At 59.8% G+C, this 23294-nt stretch carries 26 protein-coding genes and 1 tRNA gene; 3 read left to right on the forward strand and 24 right to left on the reverse strand.

Annotation, left to right across the window (positions count from 1 at the left end):
- Positions 1-72 precede the first annotated feature (72 nt).
- The 8 genes from grxD to Q4481_RS07750 form a co-directional block, all read right to left on the reverse strand.
- The gene (gene grxD, locus Q4481_RS07715; protein WP_304375751.1) at positions 73-411 is read right to left on the reverse strand and encodes a Grx4 family monothiol glutaredoxin; all 339 of its coding nucleotides are present in this window, start codon (positions 409-411) and stop codon (positions 73-75) included.
- 107 nt (positions 412-518) lie between these two features.
- On the reverse strand, positions 519-1058 hold the full coding sequence (locus tag Q4481_RS07720) for a hypothetical protein (protein ID WP_304375752.1): 540 nt from the start codon (positions 1056-1058) through the stop codon (positions 519-521).
- A gap of 41 nt (positions 1059-1099) precedes the next feature.
- Entirely contained in the window at positions 1100-1639 is a 540-nt protein-coding gene (locus Q4481_RS07725) for a hypothetical protein (RefSeq protein ID WP_304375752.1), read from the reverse strand.
- A gap of 37 nt (positions 1640-1676) precedes the next feature.
- The gene (locus Q4481_RS07730) at positions 1677-1958 is read right to left on the reverse strand and encodes a hypothetical protein (protein ID WP_304375753.1); all 282 of its coding nucleotides are present in this window, start codon (positions 1956-1958) and stop codon (positions 1677-1679) included.
- Between the two features lie 169 nt (positions 1959-2127).
- Positions 2128-3213, reverse strand: a complete 1086-nt coding sequence (locus Q4481_RS07735) for a M10 family metallopeptidase C-terminal domain-containing protein (RefSeq protein WP_304375754.1) — start codon at positions 3211-3213, stop codon at positions 2128-2130.
- 139 nt (positions 3214-3352) lie between these two features.
- Positions 3353-3586: a BolA family protein gene (locus tag Q4481_RS07740; protein WP_304375755.1), complete on the reverse strand. Its 234-nt coding sequence runs from the start codon at positions 3584-3586 to the stop codon at positions 3353-3355.
- Positions 3587-3597: 11 nt separating this feature from the next.
- Positions 3598-5829 carry a phosphoribosylformylglycinamidine synthase subunit PurL gene (gene purL, locus Q4481_RS07745; RefSeq protein ID WP_304375756.1) on the reverse strand — a complete coding sequence of 744 codons (2232 nt, stop codon included), beginning with the start codon at positions 5827-5829 and terminating at the stop codon, positions 3598-3600.
- Positions 5830-6098: 269 nt separating this feature from the next.
- Positions 6099-6656 (reverse strand): acyloxyacyl hydrolase, encoded by a 558-nt coding sequence (locus Q4481_RS07750; protein ID WP_304375757.1) that lies wholly within the window; start codon positions 6654-6656, stop codon positions 6099-6101.
- A 352-nt stretch (positions 6657-7008) separates the two neighbouring features.
- Between Q4481_RS07750 and Q4481_RS07755 the strand changes: the two genes are divergently transcribed.
- A complete protein-coding gene (locus tag Q4481_RS07755; protein ID WP_304375758.1) occupies positions 7009-8247 on the forward strand; it encodes a M10 family metallopeptidase C-terminal domain-containing protein in 1239 nt (412 codons plus the stop codon).
- Positions 8248-8262: 15 nt separating this feature from the next.
- Here Q4481_RS07755 and arsC read toward each other — a convergent pair whose 3' ends face one another.
- From arsC to purC, 6 genes are all read right to left on the reverse strand, one after another.
- A complete protein-coding gene (gene arsC, locus Q4481_RS07760; RefSeq protein ID WP_304375759.1) occupies positions 8263-8607 on the reverse strand; it encodes an arsenate reductase (glutaredoxin) in 345 nt (114 codons plus the stop codon).
- A gap of 7 nt (positions 8608-8614) precedes the next feature.
- Positions 8615-9007, reverse strand: coding sequence for a hypothetical protein (locus Q4481_RS07765; RefSeq protein ID WP_304375760.1), 393 nt, complete (start codon positions 9005-9007; stop codon positions 8615-8617).
- 29 nt (positions 9008-9036) lie between these two features.
- Positions 9037-9708: a phosphoribosylformylglycinamidine synthase subunit PurQ gene (gene purQ / locus Q4481_RS07770; RefSeq protein WP_304375761.1), complete on the reverse strand. Its 672-nt coding sequence runs from the start codon at positions 9706-9708 to the stop codon at positions 9037-9039.
- 96 nt (positions 9709-9804) lie between these two features.
- The gene (locus Q4481_RS07775) at positions 9805-10065 is read right to left on the reverse strand and encodes a hypothetical protein (RefSeq protein ID WP_304375762.1); all 261 of its coding nucleotides are present in this window, start codon (positions 10063-10065) and stop codon (positions 9805-9807) included.
- A 15-nt stretch (positions 10066-10080) separates the two neighbouring features.
- Positions 10081-10323: a phosphoribosylformylglycinamidine synthase subunit PurS gene (gene purS / locus Q4481_RS07780; RefSeq protein WP_304375763.1), complete on the reverse strand. Its 243-nt coding sequence runs from the start codon at positions 10321-10323 to the stop codon at positions 10081-10083.
- Positions 10324-10364: 41 nt separating this feature from the next.
- The gene (purC, locus tag Q4481_RS07785; protein ID WP_304375764.1) at positions 10365-11135 is read right to left on the reverse strand and encodes a phosphoribosylaminoimidazolesuccinocarboxamide synthase; all 771 of its coding nucleotides are present in this window, start codon (positions 11133-11135) and stop codon (positions 10365-10367) included.
- Between the two features lie 238 nt (positions 11136-11373).
- On the opposite strand from purC, the gene Q4481_RS07790 reads away from it, so the two are divergent.
- Complete coding sequence (locus Q4481_RS07790; RefSeq protein WP_304375765.1) at positions 11374-11688, forward strand: DUF1476 domain-containing protein; 315 nt, start codon at positions 11374-11376, stop codon at positions 11686-11688.
- Between the two features lie 51 nt (positions 11689-11739).
- Here the strand turns inward: Q4481_RS07790 and Q4481_RS07795 are convergent, their stop codons facing one another.
- Positions 11740-12294, reverse strand: a complete 555-nt coding sequence (locus tag Q4481_RS07795; protein WP_304375766.1) for an RBBP9/YdeN family alpha/beta hydrolase — start codon at positions 12292-12294, stop codon at positions 11740-11742.
- A 140-nt stretch (positions 12295-12434) separates the two neighbouring features.
- On the opposite strand from Q4481_RS07795, the gene Q4481_RS07800 reads away from it, so the two are divergent.
- Positions 12435-14063 carry a long-chain-fatty-acid--CoA ligase gene (locus Q4481_RS07800; protein ID WP_304375767.1) on the forward strand — a complete coding sequence of 543 codons (1629 nt, stop codon included), beginning with the start codon at positions 12435-12437 and terminating at the stop codon, positions 14061-14063.
- Positions 14064-14146: 83 nt separating this feature from the next.
- On the opposite strand, the gene Q4481_RS07805 is transcribed toward Q4481_RS07800, so the two are convergent.
- From Q4481_RS07805 to Q4481_RS07845, 9 genes are all read right to left on the reverse strand, one after another.
- Positions 14147-17344, reverse strand: a complete 3198-nt coding sequence (locus Q4481_RS07805; protein WP_304376076.1) for an efflux RND transporter permease subunit — start codon at positions 17342-17344, stop codon at positions 14147-14149.
- Between the two features lie 104 nt (positions 17345-17448).
- The gene (locus tag Q4481_RS07810) at positions 17449-18411 is read right to left on the reverse strand and encodes an efflux RND transporter periplasmic adaptor subunit (protein WP_304375768.1); all 963 of its coding nucleotides are present in this window, start codon (positions 18409-18411) and stop codon (positions 17449-17451) included.
- Positions 18412-18422: 11 nt separating this feature from the next.
- Complete coding sequence (locus Q4481_RS07815) at positions 18423-18623, reverse strand: YgaP family membrane protein (protein WP_304375769.1); 201 nt, start codon at positions 18621-18623, stop codon at positions 18423-18425.
- A gap of 201 nt (positions 18624-18824) precedes the next feature.
- Positions 18825-20126 carry an adenylosuccinate lyase gene (gene purB / locus Q4481_RS07820; protein WP_304375770.1) on the reverse strand — a complete coding sequence of 434 codons (1302 nt, stop codon included), beginning with the start codon at positions 20124-20126 and terminating at the stop codon, positions 18825-18827.
- Positions 20127-20185: 59 nt separating this feature from the next.
- Positions 20186-20725, reverse strand: a complete 540-nt coding sequence (locus tag Q4481_RS07825) for a hypothetical protein (RefSeq protein ID WP_304375771.1) — start codon at positions 20723-20725, stop codon at positions 20186-20188.
- Positions 20722-21507 (reverse strand): DUF2259 domain-containing protein, encoded by a 786-nt coding sequence (locus tag Q4481_RS07830; protein WP_304375772.1) that lies wholly within the window; start codon positions 21505-21507, stop codon positions 20722-20724. Before Q4481_RS07830 ends, Q4481_RS07825 begins: the two co-directional genes overlap by 4 nt.
- A 4-nt stretch (positions 21508-21511) precedes the next feature.
- Positions 21512-22186, reverse strand: a complete 675-nt coding sequence (rpe, locus tag Q4481_RS07835; RefSeq protein ID WP_304375773.1) for a ribulose-phosphate 3-epimerase — start codon at positions 22184-22186, stop codon at positions 21512-21514.
- A 98-nt stretch (positions 22187-22284) separates the two neighbouring features.
- The gene (gene lipB / locus Q4481_RS07840) at positions 22285-23004 is read right to left on the reverse strand and encodes a lipoyl(octanoyl) transferase LipB (RefSeq protein ID WP_304375774.1); all 720 of its coding nucleotides are present in this window, start codon (positions 23002-23004) and stop codon (positions 22285-22287) included.
- 129 nt (positions 23005-23133) lie between these two features.
- Positions 23134-23218, reverse strand: a tRNA-Leu gene (locus Q4481_RS07845).
- Between the last annotated feature and the right edge of the window lie 76 nt (positions 23219-23294).

The raw sequence follows: 23294 nt of genomic DNA on the forward strand, positions 1-23294 counted from the left end.
CAATGAAATCGATATGAAACGGAACGGGCCGGTAAACCGGCCCGCCATGCATCAAAAAAAGAATGCAATCGCTTAGGCAGCGCGTCCGGTGAAGGGAATTCCCTGTTCAGTCAATACCTGCTGAAGCTCGCCAGACTGGAACATCTCGGTGACGATATCGCAGCCGCCAACGAACTCACCCTTGATATAGAGCTGCGGAATGGTCGGCCAGCTGGAATAGTCCTTGATGCCCTGGCGCAGGTCGGCATCGGCCAGCACGTTATGGCCCTTGTAGTCCACTCCCACATATTCGAGGATCTGGACCACGCGGCCCGAGAAACCACACTGCGGAAAATCCGGCGTGCCCTTCATGAACAGCACGACATCGTTGGACTTCACTTCATTTTCGATGAATTGTTCGATTGCACTCATGGCCATATCCTTTCGCATGCGGTTCAAGGCCGCACTTCTTTCAATCGTCAAGATAGCAATCCGTTGCGCCGATTGCCAGTGTCATTTCCGTGATCGGTCGCTGACAATCACTGCGTTGCCTGACAGCGTGTCTCACCGGTTTCTGCGATTTTGCCGCTCGCAAGATCCAGCACCATGCCGGTTGCCAGCACCGAACCCATGCCGTTGGCTTCATTCTGGGTAAAGGTCGGGCAGTTGTCAGCCGATGCCGCTTCGCCCCGTTGCCAGAAGATCAGCGATTGACCATCGATCTCGAACTCGTCGGCGGGCACATCGAGCACCTTCTTCCTCGCTGCGAGATCATGGACGACGAGGTCGCCTTGCGGTCCTGTCGAGCGTGTCAGTACCAGGAACCGATCCTTGAGCGCGCCGAACCAGAGCGGATCGCCTTTTTCGCCGATGATGAATTCGGCCTGAGACGGATCAAACCGACACGTCTTGTCCTTGGGTTCGCGGCTTGTCGCCGACACGGCAAAACGCGCGCCAGCTTCGTCATCATAGGTCTCGACAGCAACCGAGAAAATCTCTCCGGTATGACACTCTACATCTGCAGCCCGCACGGGCAGGGGCGCGAGAAGAAGACAGGCAAAAAGAAGGGTTCGGTTCATAAGCATCGTTCAAAATCTTGTCCGTGATCGGTCGCTGACAATCACTGCGTTGCCTGACAGCGTGTCTCACCGGTTTCTGCGATTTTGCCGCTCGCAAGATCCAGCACCATGCCGGTTGCCAGCACCGAACCCATGCCGTTGGCTTCATTCTGGGTAAAGGTCGGGCAGTTGTCAGCCGATGCCGCTTCGCCCCGTTGCCAGAAGATCAGCGATTGACCATCGATCTCGAACTCGTCGGCGGGCACATCGAGCACCTTCTTCCTCGCTGCGAGATCATGGACGACGAGGTCGCCTTGCGGTCCTGTCGAGCGTGTCAGTACCAGGAACCGATCCTTGAGCGCGCCGAACCAGAGCGGATCGCCTTTTTCGCCGATGATGAATTCGGCCTGAGACGGATCAAACCGACACGTCTTGTCCTTGGGTTCGCGGCTTGTCGCCGACACGGCAAAACGCGCGCCAGCTTCGTCATCATAGGTCTCGACAGCAACCGAGAAAATCTCTCCGGTATGACACTCTACATCTGCAGCCCGCACGGGCAGGGGCGCGAGAAGAAGACAGGCAAAAAGAAGGGTTCGGTTCATAAGCATCGTTCAAAATCTTGTGGTGAAAAACAAAACGTCAGCGGCTGCGCTGCTTGCTGCGGGCCGCACTTGTGCGCCGCCGGCTGACCTGCTTCTTGGCCGGCGTGGTAGTTTTCCGCGCCGTTGCGGCAGAGCCGCTGCCGGCACTGCCCGACGATTTGGTGCGGGTGGTCCTCTTCTTCGAGGTCGTACTTGTGCTGCTGGCCTTGCGCTTGGTGCGCTTGGTCGTGCGCGTCTTGCCGCCGATCGTCTTCTTGAGAATCTCGTTCATCGCGCTTTTGACGACGCCCGTGATGAGACTGTCCACTAAGCCTGTCATTTCGCGCCACGTCCTGTCATTTCATGGTCAATTCCTGAGGCCGATCGGCGCTTGGGATGCGGGGTCGCCATCGGGTTCGTACCAATCGAAATCCTGCCGCAAAACCGGCGCAACCGGCTAACCATTGCTGCCATGGACGTCTCACTTCGTCAATGCAGCTTCGATGTCTCTACAAAATGAAATCGCTTGTGAGAAATGCCGTCGAGCCAGTCACCTCAATCTCGAAGTCGGCCGTGCCGTTGCCATCGACATCGCCATAGATCAGCGTTTCGCCGGATTTGACCTGATAGCGGATCTCACCCGCGTCCTGGGAAAAGGCCTTGGAGCCAATGAAGCGGAACTTTTGGTCGCCGTCGGCGCCAGTGTTGGCGTCGATTGCGTGAAGATCGATGACATCGCCTTCTGCATGCGCAAAGTCGCCGATGACATCGCGTTTGGAGGCGCCGCGCCCGCTTTCGGAAATCAAGTTAAACTGGAAAACATCGTCATCGGCACCGCCCGTCAGGATGTCAGCTCCGCGACCGCCCCGGATCGTGTCTGCGCCGGCATCCCCGTTCAGACGGTTTTTTTCACGACCGCCAATGAGCAGGTCGCTGCCACCACCACCGTTGACGTTGCCGTCGACCGTTCCGTTGCGGCCGAGATAGCGATCATCCCCCTTGCCGAGATCGATTCTGCCGATCATCTTGCCGTTGTTTGTGAGGATATCGCGCGCCGCGCCGCCTTCCGTCGAATAGAACGTATAGGAGGCGAGTTCACCGCTGATCGTGCCGCTGTTACGCAACACGATTGTCTCGGCGACCGGATCCGTTCCGAACCTGGTCACGCCTGCATAGCCCTCAATCACACCGGAATTGATGAGGACGGATCTCGTGTCCGCCTGGCTGCCGCGCAACACCACGCCTGCGCCGTCAATCGATGAAATGATTCCTTCATTGATGATTTCGGACTCATATCCATAGATCGCAACGGCGGCGCCAGGTCCCAGAGACTGCACATGCCCGGAGGACTTGACATGAACACTGTGTCCATGATCGCTACCGGGTGAATCTCCGAGATGAACCGCAAACTCGCCCACCGAGGTTCCAATGACAGTCCCGTAGATTACGGCGCTGTGGCCAGATCCCGTTCCCCGGATGACATTGCTGTCAGTGGACATCAGGACGACATCGGTGGTGACGAAAACAGAATCGAGGCCGCCAAGATTAACCGTCGTCCCAGCGGTGGTTTGCGATATCGGTACATTCCATGCCATTAAATTCTCCCGTAAACGATTTTTGACCGGAGTATCTATAAAATATCCGGAAAATACTCGCTTAGTCTACGTTTCAAGCGGGAAAATTATTCGATTACGCAAAATGGCTGCCGGGCGCAATGCCGTGCGCCCGCAATCTTCAGTCGGGCGCTGACGTCTGCAGCGCCAGGGCGTGCAACTCACCACCCATGCGGCCCTTGAGCGCGCCATAGACCATCTGATGCTGCTGCACGCGCGACTTGCCGCGGAAAGCCTCTGCCACGACTTCGGCGGCATAGTGATCACCGTCTCCGGCCAGATCCCGGATCACCACCTGGGCGCCCGGAATTCCTTCCTTGATGAGATCTGCGATATCGCCGGGGTTCATGGGCATAGTGAGTCTCCTTATTCCGAAGCCGGCAATGTGCCAGCCATGAAAGCAGGGAACCACGATTCATGCGCCTTTTGCAATTCATGAATTGCGACGGCCCGGGCATTGCCGAGTTTGACGCTCGCTCCGCCGGTGGTACCGATCCAGGGGGCGAAGATGCCGCGCTGTTCGGCCAACTCCTGCACTTCATCGAGATCGTCGCGCTCGATTGTCACCACATAGCGACCCTGATCCTCGCCGAAGAACACCGGGATCGGATCGTGATCGTTGAGGGCGTTGACGCTTGCGCCGATGCCCGAAGCCATCGCCATTTCGGCAACGGCAAGCGCCAGCCCGCCACTCGAACAATCGTGGACGGCGGTCGCCAGTTCGTTGCGGATCAGGTCGCGTACAAAATCGCCGACCTTGCGCTCATGCATCAGATCGACATGCGGCGGCGGTCCATCGGTGCGGCCGTGGATGTCGCGCATATAGACCGACTGGCCGAGATGGGTGCCCCAGGATGCCGGTGCGCCGACCAGGAGAATGCATTCGTTCTCGCCGGCAAAGCGGATGCGGGCCATGTCCTGCCAGTCGCTGATCAGGCCGACGCCGCCGATCGTCGGGGTCGGCATGATGGCCTGGCCATTGGTTTCGTTATAGAGCGAGACGTTGCCCGAGACGATCGGGAATTCCAGCACCTGGCAGGCTTCGCCGATGCCCTTGATGGCATGGACGAGCTGGCTCATGATTTCCGGCTTTTCCGGATTGCCGAAGTTCAGGTTGTCGGTGGCGGCGAGCGGCAGCGCTCCGGTTGCCGTCAGGTTGCGCCAGCATTCGGCGACGGCCTGCTTGCCACCTTCGTAAGGATCGGCCTCGACATAGCGCGGCGTCACATCGGAAGAGAAGGCGAGCGCCTTGGTGGCATGGCCCTCGACGCGGATCACGCCGGCATCGCCGCCCGGCAGCTGCAGCGAGTTGCCCTGGATCAGCGTATCATACTGTTCCCACACCCAGCGGCGCGAGGAATTGTTGGCCGATCCGACCAGCTTGACGAGTGCGTCGGCAATATCGGCTTGCGGAATATCGTTGGCAGCGATGGGAGCCGGCACCACGCGCGGCGTCCAGGGACGGTCATATTCCGGTGCCTGATCGCCGAGATCCTTGATCGGCAGGTTGGCGACTTCGGTTCCCTGGTGCTTGACGCGGAAGCGCAGGTCGTCGGTGGTCTTGCCGACGATGGCGAAATCCAGTCCCCACTTGACGAAGATGGCCTTGGCGACATCTTCCTTCGAAGGCTCCAGCACCATGAGCATACGCTCCTGGCTTTCCGACAGCATCATCTCATAGGCGGTCATGCGCTCTTCGCGCACCGGCACGCTGTCGAGATCGAGTTCGATGCCGAGGTCGCCCTTTGCGCCCATTTCGACAGCCGAGCAGGTGAGGCCGGCCGCACCCATGTCCTGGATGGCGATGACGGCGCCGGTCTGCATCAGTTCGAGGCAGGCCTCGAGCAGGCACTTTTCGGTGAAGGGGTCGCCAACCTGAACGGTCGGGCGCTTCTCCTCGATCGATTCATCGAATTCAGCCGAGGCCATCGTTGCGCCGCCGACACCGTCGCGGCCGGTCTTGGCGCCAAGATAGACGACCGGCAGGCCGACGCCCTTGGCTTCCGAGAGGAAGATCGCATTGGACTTGGCAAGGCCGGCAGCAAAGGCATTGACGAGAATGTTGCCGTTATAGCGGGCATCGAACTCCACTTCGCCGCCGACTGTCGGCACGCCGAAGGAGTTGCCATAGCCGCCGACGCCGGCGACGACGCCCGAAACGAGATGACGGGTCTTGGGATGATCCGGCGAACCGAACCGCAGCGCGTTCATGGCGGCGACCGGTCGGGCGCCCATGGTGAAGACATCGCGCAGAATACCGCCAACGCCAGTCGCTGCCCCCTGGTAGGGCTCGATATAGGAGGGGTGATTGTGGCTTTCCATCTTGAAGACGACGCAATCGCCATCATCGATATCGACGACGCCAGCATTCTCGCCCGGACCCTGGATGACGCGCGGACCCTTGGTCGGCAATGTCTTCAGCCACTTCTTCGAGGATTTGTAGGAGCAGTGCTCGTTCCACATGGCCGAGAAGATGCCGAGCTCGGTGAAGGTCGGTTCGCGGCCGATGAGGCTCAGGATGCGCTCGTATTCGTCTGGCTTGAGGCCATGGCTGGCAATCAGCTCTTGGGTGATCGGGCGGTCGTTGGAAACGGTCATCGGGCTCTCGAAATCGTTAGGAGACGGCGTTTGCCTGCCTATAGCCGATGGGGGGCGATGATGCGACCGGAAAATGCGGGATTTAACAGATGGAACCCGCATTCGGTTCCCATCGTCTGACGAGCCTGCCGAACATGTGACGACATATCATGTTCGGCAGGCCGGAACTTGGCTCTGCCAGCGGAGAGGATGCCGTTTGGCGCGCCCGCCGGCGCAACCGATCAAAGCATATGGCTTCTATGCTCGGTACCGCGGACTATGGTTGGCGGTCAGAACTTGTATCCGATCGATATGCCTGCGTAGGACAATCCGTCATTGGCATTGACGATGTTGGCATTGGACGAATGCTCGACAGTGCCCAGAACGCGCCAGTGTTTGTTGATGTCGACACCCGCCGCCAGGAATTCATGAAAGAGGAGCCGTGTTCCCAGCTTGGGGCCATCGGTTCCGTCGGGCTTCAGGTCGCCACTATGGAAGCTGCCACCGATTCCGGCGTTGAGAAAGAAGCGGCTACCGATATGCGCCTGCCAGTCGAAACCAGCGTAGAGTTGGTTGGCATTGCCATCGAGCGAATAGATGACGCCAGTATGCAGGCGCGGATGGAGTATGTTTTCCAATGCGCCTTGAGCATCATTGTTGCCAAATGGATCAGTAAAAACCGTTGTTGAAGTAAAGATACCAGATTCATATAGGTGGTCAGACTGAATACTTCCGCTTGCTCCGAAGCGGATTTCGTCGATCCACGGTTCGTCAGCGAAAGCAATTTCGCAGCCCGATAGAGCGACGAGAACTGCTGAAACCCTGACAAAATTGCTGAAAACGTGCATTTATAAGCCCCCCCTGCCAACAATGTGCCCCGGTCTTCCGAGTTCGTTCCCTTGCCGCGAATCTATCGGAGACCATCTTATTCATAGTTCGTTAACTATATTTTCGTCCATGTTGAAATGATGGGATGGCAATAAATATTCTATAAATATTGATGTTTATCAAAAAAATAGTAAGTTAACTACTGAATAGGAAACCTAATCGTCATCAAGAATATTATCGTATTACTTTTCGAAATCCGAAACCGGCGACGTTTCGGCCATTTTGGCACCTGCCGGGCTTGTTTGGTGTCAGGTGAGGAATTAACATGATTATAAAGGTCAAGAATCAAAAGATTGCGTCAACGAGTTCCGAATGGCAGCGCCTGGCAATTCGCATCCGGCAAACCGTCTCCTGCCAGTATTCTCACTGGCAGAGATCGCCGATTATCTGATCGTCGGCTACTGGCAGGACCAAAAACCGACCTGGGGCGCGCGCAGCTGGCCTGTGGAGACGACCGAAATCTCCTATTCGCTGGAAGGACTGTCGGAGGCGCACAAGGCGATCGCGCGCATCGCCTTTGCGACCTGGGATGATGTTTCGGCCCTGACCTTCACGGAGGCAACGGAGACGGATGCCGAGGCGATGATCGATTTCTCGACCATGATCGGCGGCAGCTTTGCGAGTGTCGACGTGACTTCGGCTGGAGACATCACCGAGGCAACCATCAATGTCGATCCGACCCATGCGGCGGTGCTCAACAGCGTTCTGACGGAAATTTTCGTCCATGAGATCGGCCATGCGCTCGGTCTCGGCCATGGCGGCGATTATAACGGCAGTGTTGGCGGCGCCCATTACCGAAACGATACGCTGCAGTTTTCGATCATGTCCTATCGCAGTCAGGCAAACTTCCATGGCTCGACAACGCTTGACGTTCTGACGCCCCAGATGGCGGATATCTATGCCATCGCCGAGAAATATGGAGCCGAACGGACCCGTACGGGCGATACGTCCTATGGCTTCAACACATCCGGCCTCGATGGCGCGTCTGCGGCCCTTTACGATTTCACCCGATCGGGGACGCCGGAAGATAACGTGGCGCCGGCGCTGACGCTTTATGACAGCGGCGGTACCGATATGCTGGATTGTTCTGGCTACTCGGCAGACCAGAGGCTTGATCTTCGGCCTGGCCACTGGTCCGATGTCGGCGCCTACCGCAACAATATCGGGATCTACAGGACGACATGGATCGAAAATGCCGCAGGTGGTGCAGGCGACGACCGGCTGATCGGTAACCGGATCGCCAACGATCTTTATGGCAACGATGGTGACGACAGCCTGTCGGGCGGCGGTGGCAATGACCGGCTCTGGGGTGGGGACGGCGCCGATCTGTTCCTGTTTGGCAGGAATTTCGGTCGGGATCGGATCGAGGATTTCGAGGACGGAACCGACAGGATCGATCTTTCCGGCTTTGGGTTGCCGAGCTGGCGCATCGTCCTCAGCCGGGCAGAGCAGGAAGAGGATGACGTGGTTGTCGATCTGGCCAATGGAAACGAGCTGACGATCGCCGGTGCCAGTCTTGCCGATCTCGACCGCAGCGACCTTGTGCTCTGAGCGAGAGATAGCCGCTTACAGAATTTCCAGCACCCGTTCCTTCGGGCGGCAGAGACGCGCACCTTTCGGTGACAGGACGATCGGACGTTCGATCAGGATCGGATGGTCGAGCAGGGCATCGAGGAGCTGCTGGTCCGTCAGCGTTTCGTCCGCCAGCCCCAGTTCCTTGTAGAGCGGCTCCTTCGTGCGGATGATATCACGCGGTGACAGTTCGAGCGCAATCAGAAGGCTGACGAGGGCGCGGCGATCCAGCGGTGATTTCTGGTAATCGACAATGGTCGGTTCGGTACCGCTGTCGCGGATCATCGCGAGCACGGTGCGGCTGGTCGAGCAACGCGGATTGTGCAGGATGGTGATCATCTGTGCCTCAGCAGCCCTGGCCGCCCTTGGCCCAATGCATCACATCCTTGTTGACGCGCGCATGGACGCCGGCATCGGCCATGAGGGGGCCGAAGGCGCTCATCTTGGCCGGTGTGCCCGATGCCTGGACGACGAGGAGCGGTAGCGCCTCGGGCGAGTGTTTCTTGACGATCAGGATCCGCGGGGTGCCGGAGAAGGAATTGAGTTCCGGCGCCAGCCGGTAGGCGGCGAACATCGGGTCCTTGCTCTTGAACCAGCAGCGGTTTGCACCGAGTGCAACGCGTTCCATCACCGGCAGCGCCCGCATCTCGAGCGCGGCGGTCGGTTTGGAACTGGTGGAGCAGGAGGCCGCGAGCGCGCAAAGAGCCGCAACCGCAACGAGGTGAAGGGCAGGGCGCATGGCGTCTCTCCGCATCGGCAAGGTCAAAATCAGGCGGCGATCAGGTCGAGCGCGGAAGCAAAGATCCCGCGACCGTCGGAACCGCCATGGGCTGCCTCGATGAGGTTTTCCGGATGCGGCATCATGCCGAGCACATTGCCCTTCTCGTTGATGACGCCGGCAATATCGTTGAGCGAGCCGTTGGGATTGGTGCCTTGGGCATAGCGGAACACGACCTGGCCATTGGCTTCGATCTGCTTCAGCGTCTCGGCATCGGCAAAATAGTTGCCGTCATGATGGGCAACCGGGCAGCGGATGATCTGGCCCTTGTCATAAGCGGCGGTGAAGCTCGTCTGATTGTTGACGACCTCGAGCTTGATCTCGCGGCAGACGAACTTGAGCGAGGTGTTGCGCATCAGCGCGCCCGGCAGCATGCCGGCTTCGACGAGGATCTGGAAGCCATTGCAGACGCCCATGACGCGCACGCCCTTTTCCGCCTTTTCGCGGATGGCCTGCAGCACAGGCATGCGGGCGGCAATGGCGCCGCAACGCAGATAATCGCCGTAGGAGAAGCCGCCCGGAATGACGATGAGATCGACATCGGGAATCTCTGTTTCGGTCTGCCAGATCGTCACCGGAGCCTGACCGGAAATCTTGGTGAGGGCTGCGATCATGTCTCGGTCACGATTGAGACCGGGAAGCTGGACGACGGCGGATTTCATGTTTCGATCTCCGGGAGAGGGGTTAGAAAGCGCGGTGGCACTGTTTCGGCGAGCCATACGCCATTGTCGGCGACAAAGAAAGGTTGTCACTGCAAGTTAGATCGGTGGATTGAATGGCGACTGCCCGCGTTCGGACAATTCCCTGAGCTCAAGCCGGTTTTCGATCCGGTCTAGGCGATTTTCGATGTGTGCAAGCGTACCACGAAGATTGTTGACGTCACCTTGCAGCGAATGCATCTGGTTGCGGATCAAAAGGTTGTCGGCGCGCAACTCTCCGATAGCATGATCCACCTTGTCGAAACGTTGGTGGAGCTTGCGAAGTAGCTCATTCAACAGATCTTGAGAAGCATCCGCCATCAAGGTTCTCCACTCTCATGAGAGAGCGATAGTATAATTCTCGATCACCGTGTTGGCGAGAAGCTTCTCGCACATATCCTTAAGATCGGCTTCGGCCTTGGCCTTGTCGTCATGTTCGATCACCAGATCGAACACCTTGCCTTGGCGAACACCGCCGACGCCGGAAAAACCGAGCGAACCGAGCGCGCCCTCGATGGCCTTTCCCTGCGGATCCAGCACGCCATTCTTCAGCGTTACAACAACACGCGCCTTGATCATGACTACCTCTGAACTCTTACTGTCCCTGCGGCCTTAGGCCATTACGATTTGACGAGCACCGGTCCGGTGCCGCGGATGGGTTCGTTCTCGCTGATGATGCCGAGACGGCGCGCGACCTCCTGATAGGCATCGAGCAGACCGCCGAGATCCTGGCGGAAACGATCCTTGTCGAGCTTTTCGCGCGTCTCGATATCCCAGAGCCGGCAGCTGTCCGGCGAAATCTCGTCGGCGAGAATGATGCGCATCATGTCGCCTTCATAGAGGCGGCCGCATTCGATCTTGAAATCGACGAGCTGGATGCCGACGCCGAGGAAGAGACCGGTCAGGAAATCGTTGATGCGGATGGCGAGCGCCATCACGTCATCGAGTTCCTGCGGGCTCGCCCAGCCGAACGCGGTGATATGTTCTTCCGACACCATCGGGTCGTCGAGCGCATCCGACTTGAAATAGAATTCGATGATCGAGCGCGGCAGCACGAGGCCTTCCTCGATGCCGAGCCGGGTCGCCATGTCGCCGGCAGCGACGTTGCGCACCACGATCTCGAGCGGAATCATCTCGACTTCGCGGATCAGCTGCTCGCGCATGTTGAGGCGGCGGATGAAATGGGTCGGAATGCCAATCCGGTTCAGATGGGTGAAGATGAACTCGGAGATGCGGTTGTTGATGACGCCCTTGCCATCGATCACCGCATGTTTGGTCTTGTTGTTCGTCGTCGCATCGTCCTTGAAAAACTGCACGAGCGTGCCCGGTTCCGGACCTTCGTAAAGGATCTTGCCCTTTCCTTCATAAATCCGGCGGCGTCGATTGTTCATGTTTTTCTCTTTTGTTGGCGGCCGACTCAACCAGACGGGAAAGGCCGCGGATGTCATTTCCTGCGGTCCTTAGCCCAAAAGCTTGCATTTCACAATCATTCAAGCATTCCTTCCCCTCATTTCGGCCGGCGTGACATAAAGTCGTCATCCGTCGAATGGGCGATTGCACTTTGCGTCGGCTTTTGGTTTATGGGGGGCAACAACGGCTCCATTCTTCAGATTCACGGGAGATCTCACCATGTCTTCTTTCTCCGATCGCGAAAAAGCGTTTGAAAACAAGTATGCGCATGACCAGGACACCAAGTTCCGCGTCATCGCACGCCGCAACAAGCTTCTGGGCCTCTGGGCTGCCGAGCTGATGGGCAAGGCAGATGCCGAGGCTTACGCCAAGGAAGTCGTCGCATCCGATTTCGAAGAAGCTGGCGATGCCGATGTCATCCGCAAGGTGGCAGGCGATCTCGAGGCTGCCGGCAAGGGCGTGAGCGCTGCCGATGTCGAAGCCAAGCTCGCTGAGCTTCTGCCGGTCGCCATGGCGCAGATCGACGCTGGCTGAACAGCCGATCGTCAGATCACGTTCTGAAGCCGCCCCGCAAGGGCGGCTTTTTCACGCCTTGAGCCTGGAAAGATATTGCGCGAACACCATGGTGCCTTCCGGCCAGGGACCATGGCCGGACTCAGCATTGATGTGACCGGCCTCACCGGCATTGAGCAGCAGCGCACCCCAGGCATTGGCCAGATCGCCGGCATGATCGTAACTGCCGTAATGATCGTTCTGGCTTGCGACGAGAATTGCCGGGAAGGGCAGAGGGTCACGCGGGTAGGGGCCGAACGCCGCCAGATGCGGAGCCGCCAGATCGCTATGGTCGAAGTCGGGCGGGGCGACCAGGAGCGCGCCGATGATCTTGCCCTTGTCGCGGGCGATCGCATGCCGCGCCGCCGCAACGCCGAGCGAATGGGCGACGAGAACGACGGGTCGGCTGGCTGTGGCCACAGCACGCTCGATCGTTTCGACCCAGAGATCGCGATCGGGATTGTCCCAGTCTGCCTGCTCGACGCGGCGCGCCGTCGACAGTTTCGATTGCCAGCGCGATTGCCAGTGATGCGGGCCTGATCCGCCCCAGCCGGGTATTATGAGAATATCTGCTTCGGATGCTTTCATGGAAATTCCATGCGATCGGCGCTTCTCCATGTCAAGTCCATGTCAAGCGTCTCCGATTTCCGGGACATGGATTCTACTCTTGCGCTAACCCTGCCATTGGCTAATCTCTTGAACGAGGAATGCATGACTGGGAGGAAAACATGCTTGGCTTAATGCAGGATTGGCCGCTTCTGTGCCACAAGGTGATCGACCACGCCGCGACCTATCACGGCAATCGCGAGGTCGTGTCACGGTCGGTGGAAGGCCCGATCCATCGGACCAATTACATTGCGATTCGAAACCGCTCCCGTCAGTTCGCCCAGCGGCTTGAACGCGATGGTATGCGCGAGGGCGACCGCATCGCGACCATGGCCTGGAATACCTGGCGGCATCTCGAAGCCTGGTATGGCATCACCGGTATTGGCGCCGTCTATCACACGCTCAATCCGCGGCTCTTTCCGCAGCAGATCGTCTGGATCATGAACGATGCCGAAGACCGGATGCTGTTCGTCGATCTCACCTTCATGCCGCTGATCGAAAAGATTGCGGCCTCCGTGCCATCGCTGGAAAAGATCGTGGTTCTGACGGATCGCGACCATATGCCGGCCACAGCACTTTCGAATGTCGTCTGCTATGAGGATTGGCTGGCCGAGGCCGACGGCAATTTCACCTGGAAAGCAATCGACGAGAATTCTGCCGCCGGCATGTGCTACACGTCGGGCACAACAGGCGATCCGAAGGGCGTTCTCTATTCGCATCGCTCCAACGTGCTCCATGCCATGGCATCGATCTTTCCGGATGTGATCGGCATGTCGTCGTCCGACGCCATGATGCCGGTCGTTCCCTTCTTCCATGCCAACGGCTGGGGAACGGCGCTGGCAGCGCCGATGTCGGGCGCCAAGATGGTGCTGCCGGGACCGGGCATGGATGGAAAATCCATCTACGAGCTTCTGGTCTCCGAAGGTGTCACCGTCACGGCGGCGGTTCCGACGGTCTGGCTGATGCTCCTGCAGTTCCTCGAGCGCGAAAATGGCAGCCTGCCGGATCTCGATCGCGTCTTCATCGGCGGTTCTGCCTGCCCGCGGGCGGTCATCGAGGCCTTCCAGAACAAATATGGAGTCAAGGTCCGCCACGGCTGGGGCATGACGGAAATGTCGCCGATCGGCACCGTCTGCGTTCTCAACCCGGACCATGCCAACCATTCCTACGAGGAGCGGCTCGATGTGCAGTCCAAGCAGGGCCAGCCGTTCTTCACCGTCGAGATGAAGATCACCGACGACGAGAACCGGGAACTGCCGCGCGACGGCAAGACCTTCGGTCGCCTCAAGGTTCGTGGGCCGGCGGTCGCCAAGGGCTATTACAAGGGCAGGGGAGCCGAACAGTTCGATGAGGAACTCTGGTTCGATACCGGCGATGTCGCCCATATCGATGCGTTCGGTTACATGCAGATCACCGACCGTTCCAAGGATGTGATCAAGTCCGGTGGCGAGTGGATCTCCTCGATCGAACTCGAAAACCTGGCCGTTGGCCATCCGGATGTCGCCGAGGCTGCCGTGATCGGGGTGGCGCATCCGAAGTGGGACGAGCGGCCGCTTCTGGTGGTGGTCGCCAAACCCGATCGCAATCCGACCAAGGCCGATCTTCTGAACTACATGGATGGCAAGATCGCCAAATGGTGGATGCCGGACGATGTGGTCTTCGTCGACCAGATCCCGCATACGGCGACGGGCAAGATCCTGAAGACCGAACTGCGCCAGCAGATGAAGGATTACAAGCTGCCGGCAGCCTGAGGAGAATCCTTCCGCCAACTTCGGGAAGACCGAAATCAAGAAGCCCCCGGTTCTCGCAGGAACCGGGGGCTTCTTTTCGTGCGTCAGGTGCGAAGCACCCTGTAGATCGCCGGGATGACGAGCACGGTCAGCAATGTCGAGGAGATGAGGCCGAACAGCAGCGAGATCGCCAGCCCCTGGAAGATCGGGTCGGTCAGGATCACCGCCGCACCGATGATCGCGGCAAGTGCGGTCAAGAGGATCGGCTTGAAGCGGATGGCACCCGCCTCGATCAGAACCTCGGTCAGCGGCCGGCCCGAGCCTTGGGAGTTGCGGATGAAATCCACGAGCAGGATCGAGTTGCGGACGATGATGCCTGCGAGCGCAATGAAGCCGATCATCGAGGTGGCCGAGAAGGGCGCACCGAACATCCAGTGGCCGGCCAGAATGCCGATGAAGGTCAGGGGCACCGGCGTCAGGATGACGAGCGGCAGCTTGAACGAGCCGAACTGGGCAACCACGAGAATATAGATGCCGAGCAGCGCGATCATGAAGGCCGCACCCATGTCCCGGAACGTCACCCAGGTCACTTCCCACTCGCCATCCCACAGGAGCACCGGCTTGTTGGTGTCGTTCGGCTGGCCATGCAGCGAGATCGTCGGTTTCGGCAGGCCGGCCCAGTCCTGCTTGTCGATCGCTTCTTGCACGGCGAGCATGCCATAGAGCGGGGCCTCGAAGGCGCCGGCAAGTTCTGCCGTCACCATTTCCGCCGAATAGCCATTGTGGCGGAAGATCGAATAGGACGCTTTCTCTTCGCTGACACGCACGACATCGCCGAGTTCGACCACGCCACGCTCGCCCGGCAAGACATTGGCCGGAATCGGGGTGGTGAGGAAACGCTCGTCCAGCGTCTTTTCGCTCTTGGGCCGCTCGATGCGGATCGGGATCGGATTGCGGCCGCCGCCACGATGCGAATAGCCCACGGTCTTGCCGTTGTTGAGCATGTTGATCGTGTCGAACACGTCGCCTTCCTCGACCCGGAAGAATTCCGCGTCATCGGTGGAAATCGTCAACCGCTTGCGGCGCGCTTCGGTGCCATAGGAATTGTCGATATCGACAATGAAGGGCACGGTGCGGAAGGCATCCTCGACCTTGGCGGCCACCTTGCGGCGGGTCTCCGCATCGGGTCCATAGATTTCGGCTAGCAATGTTGCCATGACCGGCGGACCCGGAGGCGGTTCCACCACCTTCAGGCTGGTGCCGGCCGGAACCGGGATCGACTGGATCCGGGTGCGGATATCGAGCGCAACATCATGGCTCGAACGCTCGCGTTCGCCCTTCGGGGTGAGGTTGAGCGCCACATCGCCCATGTTCGGCGAGGACCGCATGTAGGAATGGCGCACCAGACCGTTGAAGTTGAAGGGAGCCGCCGTGCCGGCATGGGTCTGCACCGACACCACTTCGGGCATCTCGAGAACGATGCGCGAGACGGCCTGCGCCACCCGGTCGGTTTCCTCGGTTGAAGCGCCTTCCGGAAGGTCGATGGTGACCGACAGTTCCGACTTGTTGTCGAACGGCAGCAATTTGACCGTGACATGCTTGGTATAGAAGAGCGTCAGCGAGCCGAGCGTCATCGCACCGACAACCAAGAGGAAGATCCAGCTCCTGGTCTTCGTCTTGAGGATCGGCTCGGCGACAGCGGCATACATCTGGCCGAGCCTGCCGCCATGATGTTCCTCATGGGCATGAACCGGGGCGTTGCCGGCAATTTTCAGCATCAGATAAGGCGTCACGATCACGGCGACGAAGAAGGAGAAGATCATCGCCGCCGAGGCATTGGCGGGGATCGGGCTCATATAGGGGCCCATCATGCCTGATACGAACAGCATCGGCAGAAGGGCAGCAACGACGGTCAGTGTTGCGACGATGGTCGGATTGCCGACTTCCGCCACCGCTTCAATGGCCGAGCGGCGACGCGTCCGCCCATCCTTCATCGCCCAGTGTCGCGCGGTATTCTCGATCACGACGATCGCGTCATCGACAAGGATGCCGATCGAGAAGATCAGGGCGAAAAGCGACACGCGATTGAGCGTATAGCCCATCAGGCGCGAGGCAAACAGGGTCAGAAGAATGGTGATCGGAATGACGATGGCGACCACGAGCGCCTCGCGACGGCCGATCGCCAGCCAGACGAGAATGATGATCGAGACGGTGGCCAGACCGAGATGGTAGAGAAGCTCATTGGCCTTCTCGTTGGCAGTCTCGCCATAGTCGCGCGTCACCTCGATATGCATGTCGCCCGGGATCAGCGTTCCATGCAGGGCTTCGACGCGATGCAGCACTTCCTCGGCAACGACAACGGCATTCGAGCCGGCGCGCTTGGCAATCGCAAGCGTCACGGACGGAACTCGTTCGATCGCCTTGCCGCCTTCCTTGTCGCTGCGGCGGACGGTTGAGACGATCGAATCCGTCGTGTCGGTGGCAAAATTCACCGACGCAACATCGCGGACATAGACCGGGCGACCGTCTCGGGCGGTCAACAGCAGATTGCCGACTTCGGCTGGCGTGGCGAGCGTCTCGCCGGCCATGATATCGATCTGCTCGCCGCTGTCGCGGACCTTGCCGGCGGGAAACGCCGAATTCGCGCCCTGCACCTTGCCCGCCAGCTGCTGCAGCGTAATGCCGTAAAGCGCCAGCCTTTCCGGGTTGGGTGCGATGCGGATGATCTCGTCGGTTTCGCCGACCAGATAGGTCAGCCCGACATTTTCGATCTTGGAGATTTCGGTGCGCAGTTCCCGGGCGACACGCGTCAGGTCGTTGGCATTGATATGGCTGGCGGCGGATTTTTCCGGCGACAGCGTCAGCGAAACGATGGCAACGTCATCAATACCGCGACCGACGATCATCGGCTCGGGAATACCGACAGGGATCCGGTCCATGTTGGCGCGGACCTTGTCATGCACGCGCAGAACGGCCGAATCCGACGAGGTACCGACCATGAAGCGGGCGGTTACCATCACCTGGTTGTCGTAGGATTGCGAATAGACATGTTCGACGCCGTCGATGCCCTTGACGACGGTTTCCAGAGGCTCGGTGATCAGCTTGACGGCATCCTCGGCCTTGAGGCCGGCGGCTGGCACGATGATATCGACCATCGGCACCGAGATCTGCGGTTCTTCCTCGCGCGGCAGCGTCATCAGCGCCACGAGGCCGAAAGCGAAGGCGGCGAGCAGGAAAAGCGGCGTCAGCGGTGATTTGATGAAGGCGCGCGTGAGCTGACCGGCGATGCCGAGGTCCCGCATGCCAGCATCCTCTGCCGCCTCGTCATGGTGATGCTCGATCGGCCATGGGCTTTCCTCCATGCCGGGAACCTTGTCCTGTGCGGAATGATTGTTCTTGTCGTCACTCATGGTGTCATCACCGTGTCACCGGCAGCCAGGCCGGACAGGATTTCAACGTGCGGATTGCCGTCGCGCTCGAGCGTTTCGCCGAGCACCACAGCGCGTTCGACGGGCTTGCCGTCCTCGATCACTGTGACAAAATCGATGCCCGATCGCGTGGTGACGGCAGCGCTCGGAACAATGAGCGCCTTGCGCTCGCCCACGGGCACTTCCACCAGCACACGGGCATCGACATAGGCGGTGTTGAGGCCGTTGACCTCGACATCGGCAACAACCCGGCCGTTCTGGATCAGCGGATAGATCTTGACCAGCTTGCCGGAGAGATTGTCGCCATTGGCATTGATGGCGATTTCGGCGTTTTCCTTGAGCGCGGCTGCGTGCCGTTCCGGAATCGCAAGCCGCAGGAAAAAGCCGCCGCCGCCAATATTGGCCACCATTTCGCCGCCCATGATAACCGCGCCGCGGGTGACCGGTACGGTCAGCACACGACCATCGGCCGGGGCCAGCACATCGCCTTCCGTCTGCATCTGCGCGATGACCGAGCGCTGCGCCTCGGTCGCGACAATCTGGTTGCGCACGACATCGACAGCGGTTTTCAACTGATCGAGCCGTTGCGGCGTCATCACACCCTTGCCAACGAGAACATTGGCGCGGTCGAGTTCGGATTGCGCGGTGTCGAGCTGTGAACGGAAAGCCTTGAGCTGAGCGTCAACGGCGGCAATCTGGAAGGCGAGCTTGTCGTCGCGGACCGTGGCGATCTTCTGGCCGGCTTTGACCAGATCGCCCTCCGATACGTTCAGTTCGACCACAATGCCGCCGATGCGGGCGCGTGCCGGCACCATGTCCCGCGCTTCGACCCGGCCATAAACGGCCTTGCGCTCGGTGATGACCGAGGGTTCGAGGGTGAGGGAACCTGCCATGGCCGAGGTGGCAGACAGGGCCGTGATAAGGAGTGCGAGCACGCGCATGACATTGTTCCTCAGAATGCGCAGCCCGGCTGGATGCCGAGCTTCTTGAAGATGATGGCGGCAGGGCAGAAGCCCGTGAAGGCAGACTGAATCTGGTTGAAGCCGATGAAGACGGTGAACCAGATGAAATAGGGCGAGACCCAGACGGTGAGCGCCACCGATAGAAGGGTCATGAATCCGGCGAATGCGAGGACGATACGATCGAGTGTCATGTGAAGCTCCCTGAGTTGGATGCTTCATACATAGTGAAAATCATATATAATGCAAGACAGCCGCGATCGATTCATCGCATTTTTGCAATGTATCGAAGAAGCCTTGTGGCGGCAATGGATTATGGGCTTGCACAAAAACGGCGCAGAACGAAAAACGCCCGCACAGGGGCGGGCGTCAACGAGAATCAGCAGTGGCAGTGATCAGCCGAAAACACGCTTGAAGATCGTGTCGACATGCTTGGTGTGGTAGCCGAGATCGAACTTCTCGCGGATCTCTTCTTCCGTCAGCGCCTTGCGCACTTCGTCATCGGACAGAAGCTCCTCGAGGAAATCGGCGCCCTGTTCCCAGACCTTCATCGCATTGCGCTGAACGAGCCGGTAGGCATCCTCACGGCTGACGCCAGCCTGGGTGAGGGCGAGCAGCACGCGCTGGCTCATCACCAGGCCCTTGAACTTGTTGAGGTTCTTCAGCATGTTTTCCGGATAGACCACCAGCTTTTCCACCACGCCGGCCAGGCGGTGCAGCGCGAAATCGAGCGTGATCGTCGTATCGGGGCCGATCGCGCGTTCGACGCTCGAATGGCTGATGTCGCGCTCATGCCAGAGGGCAACATTTTCCATCGCCGGAACCACCGACATGCGGACCAGCCGGGCGAGACCGGTGAGGTTTTCCGTCAGAACCGGATTGCGCTTGTGTGGCATCGCGGACGAACCCTTCTGGCCCGGAGAGAAGAACTCTTCGGCTTCCAGCACTTCCGTGCGCTGCATGTGGCGGATTTCGATCGCGACATTCTCGATTGACGAGGCGATGACGCCGAGCGTGGCGAAGAACATCGCATGGCGATCCCGCGGGATGACCTGGGTCGACACCGGCTCCGGCTCGAGCCCGAGCTTGGCGCAGACATGTTCTTCGACGCGCGGATCGATATTGGCGAAGGTACCGACGGCACCCGAGATCGCGCCGGTCGCGATTTCCTTGCGCGCGGCGACGAGACGTTCGCGGTTGCGCTTCATCTCGGCATAAAAGCGCGCGAATGTCAGGCCCATCGTCGTCGGTTCGGCATGGATGCCGTGGCTGCGGCCGATGCGGACCGCATCCTTGTATTCGAAGGCGCGCGTCTTGAGGGCGGCCAGCACCCGGTCCATGCCGGTGATCAGCAGATCGGCGGCCCGGGTCAGCTGGATGTTCAGCGTCGTGTCGAGCACGTCCGACGAAGTCATGCCCTGGTGGACGAAACGCGAATCCGGACCGATGAATTCGGCGAGATGCGTGAGAAAGGCGATCACGTCATGCTTGGTGACGGCTTCGATCTCGTCGATGCGTGCGACGTTGAACTCGGCGGCCGAACCCTTTTCCCAGATGGTGCGGGCGGATTCCTTGGGGATTACGCCAAGTTCGGCGAGGGCATCGCAGGCATGGGCCTCGATCTCGAACCAGATGCGGAACTTGGTTTCCGGCGACCAGATGGCAACCATGTCTGGGCGGGAATAGCGCGGGATCATCGGCTTCATCCTTCAATTGGCTGGAATTGCCGCCGCTCTAGCAAAGGATGGCGACAATCTCAATCGCGGTGGCGGAGAAACCAGAAAAAGTAGGCAGCAAACAGCAGCGGCAGCCCCGGAAGATAGGAAAACAGGGTCGTGACGGTGAACTGGTAGACCGCCGCCGCCGAGGTGAAGGCCAGTTGGAAGAACCAGGTGATGCTCGGGAAGTTGGCGTGCCAGGCAGCGTAGAAGATCCGGTATTGCAACGCAAAGAGCCCGGCTGTCACCGCATGGGTGAAGAGCAGGAACAGCAGCGTCGCAATCGCCGCCGGTATAGGCGCCTTGCGCCGGAAGAACAGATTGCAGAGAAAGAGGCCGGGCGCGAAGGCGGCCGCCGCACCATAAAAATAGAGGGCGGCAATCGGCAGCGGATCGACAATCGCAAGCCCGTTCCGCAGCCAGAAGCCGGCCAGAATGGTCAGGCTATAGCCTGCTCCCCAGAGGATCGAGCCGAACAGGATCTGCAAGGGGCTGGGAACGGCGTCGGAAAACCGAGCCAAAAGGCCAAGCCGCGGCGTAGCAACGGTTTGCTGCGCGGATGGCCCGGCCGTGCTCAAGGGCTATCAACCTTGACAGGCACGGCGATCCAGCGAAGGTCATTGCCCTCGAAGCCGAAGGTGGAGACGGTAATCAGCGCCATGGCGGGACCCTTGCCGGACTGGCTCGTCACGACGGCTCCGATCCGGTAGTCGTTCGGGCACACGCGGCTTGCCGGAACCTGCGCGTCGTCATGGACGATCCTGTCTCCAGTTCCGGGAACCTCGCCACCCGAAAGCAGTTTGAAGCCGCGATATTCGCCGACCATGTTGGCACAGGCTTTCGAGGGCGGAAAAGGCTTCTGAACCAGCGTCAGACTGTAAATGGGTCCGAAGGCGGGCGATGCCGGATAGGTGCGGAAACGGACCACGCTTGCATTGCTATCAACCTCGGTGATCGGATTGCTCGCGACAATGAAGCCGGGATCCTCGCCGAGCCTGTGCGTCTTGGCCAGTGCTTCTGCATTGGCATGCGCCATCAGCCGCGCCTTTGCGAGCGACTGCTCCTCCTCGACCCGATGCCGGAGCGGCGTTCCCTTGAGATAGCGGTCCGTGACAGTGTCGATGAAATAGATGTTGGAATAGCCGAAGCCGGAACCGTCCTGAACGCCGAACTCTTCGAAGGCGAAGATGCGTCCGTCCGGAGAATAGCCGAGCACGTTCAGCTGTGCCACATCGCCTGCCACCGCCTGGAGGGGGACCAGGGCAACGGTGGCAATGAGCGCCATCGCAAGGCGTTTCGCTCTATGAGCCGGCTTGATGAGAGGCTTGAGCCTGCGGGTGGCGAAACGATGCAACGACAATCCCTTACCTTGCCTTTTCGGCCGCGTCCCGGATGGCGGCGATGTTGCGGCGATAGTCGTCTATTCCATTGCCCTTGTAAATTGCCGATCCGGCGACAAGCGCATTGGCGCCGGCTGCGGAAACCAGACCGGCATTGTCAGGCGTCACACCGCCATCGACTTCGAGATCGATGGGGCGATCACCGATCATCGCCTTGATGCGGCGGATCTTTTCCACCACGGCGGGAATGAATTTCTGGCCGCCGAAACCCGGATTGACGCTCATGACCAGAATGAGATCGACATCATCCATCACATAGTCGAGCACGCTCTCCGGGGTCGCGGGGTTGAGCGAAACGCCCGCCTTCTTGCCGAGACCGCGAATCGCCTGCAGCGAACGGTGCAGGTGCGGACCGGCTTCGGCATGCACGGTGATGATGTCGCAGCCGGCCTTGGCGAAGGCTTCGAGGAAGGGATCCGCCGGCGTGATCATCAGGTGGCAGTCGAAAACGGCGTCGGAATGCTTGCGCAAGGCCTTGATGACATCCGAACCGTAGGAAATGTTCGGCACGAAATGGCCATCCATGACATCGAGATGGATCCAGTCGGCGCCGGCGGTCGTGACGTCGCGGACTTCGTCTCCGAGCCGCGCGAAATCGGCGGCGAGAATGGAGGGGGCGATACGGATGGGTCTGGTCATGGCGATACCGTTCGTTTGGCGTTTGCGGCCCGATTATCACCGCTCGCCCGGTTCGGCAACGGCCCGGAACGATCTTCCCCTCATGCTTTCGACGGGTTTCAGGCCGGATCGCGAACCGTCGGGCCGAAAACGCGTTCGAAATTGGTCCGGATCAGGCTGTCGACTTCGCTCATCTGCACCAGAAGCCCGAGATCGTAGAGGCTGGTCACGCCATAGAGGGAAATGCCGCAGGGCACGATGCCGGAAAAATGCTCGAGTTCCGGATCGACATTGAGCGAAAATCCGTGGAAGCTCACCCACTTGCGCAAGCGGATGCCGAGCGCCGCGATCTTGTCTTCCGCCATCGAGCCATCCGGCAGACGGGGCCGTTCCGGACGCGCAACCCAGACGCCGACGCGGTCCTCGCGCCGTTCGCCGCGGATGTTCATGTCGGCGAGCGTGCCGATCACCACCTGTTCGAGGGCGGCCACGAAGGCGCGTACATCCTGCCGGCGGCGCTTGAGGTCGAGCATCACATAGCCGACCCGCTGGCCGGGGCCATGATAGGTATATTCGCCGCCACGCCCGGTCTGGTGAACCGGAAACCGGCCGGGCGCCAGAAGATCCTTTGCATCGGCGCTGGTGCCGGCGGTGTAGAGCGGCGGATGTTCGAGGAGCCAGACAAGTTCGTCGGCGGCACCTTCGGCAATCAGTGCGACTTCGCGTTCCATGGTTGCCAGGGCGTCTTCATAGGCCGTCAGTCCGTCGGTCACCCGCCAGCGCACTGGCGGCGAACCCTCGTTCGGGAACATGGATGTCGAGACCTGGTCACGTTGCATGATGGGCTACCGGTTCTGCCTGAAGGTTCCGACTATGTGGACCGGCTGACGCTTTCCCGCAAGGGCAGGGTGCCGGTTTGGCGAGAAAACCGCGCAACAAAAAACCCGGCCGAAGCCGGGTTGTTTGGTTGGTGCGGTCGAGAAGACTCGAACTTCCACGGGTTGCCCCACAGCGACCTCAACGCTGCGCGTCTACCAATTCCGCCACGACCGCTTACCGTGGTAGAGCCGAACTTGTCCGGCGGCGCAGCATGTAGCAAATGGATTCCCACCGCACAAGGGCGTATTCG

This window comes from Fluviirhizobium alvei (assembly GCF_030551875.1).
GTDB classification, from domain to species: domain Bacteria; phylum Pseudomonadota; class Alphaproteobacteria; order Rhizobiales; family Rhizobiaceae; genus Rhizobium_E; species Rhizobium_E alvei.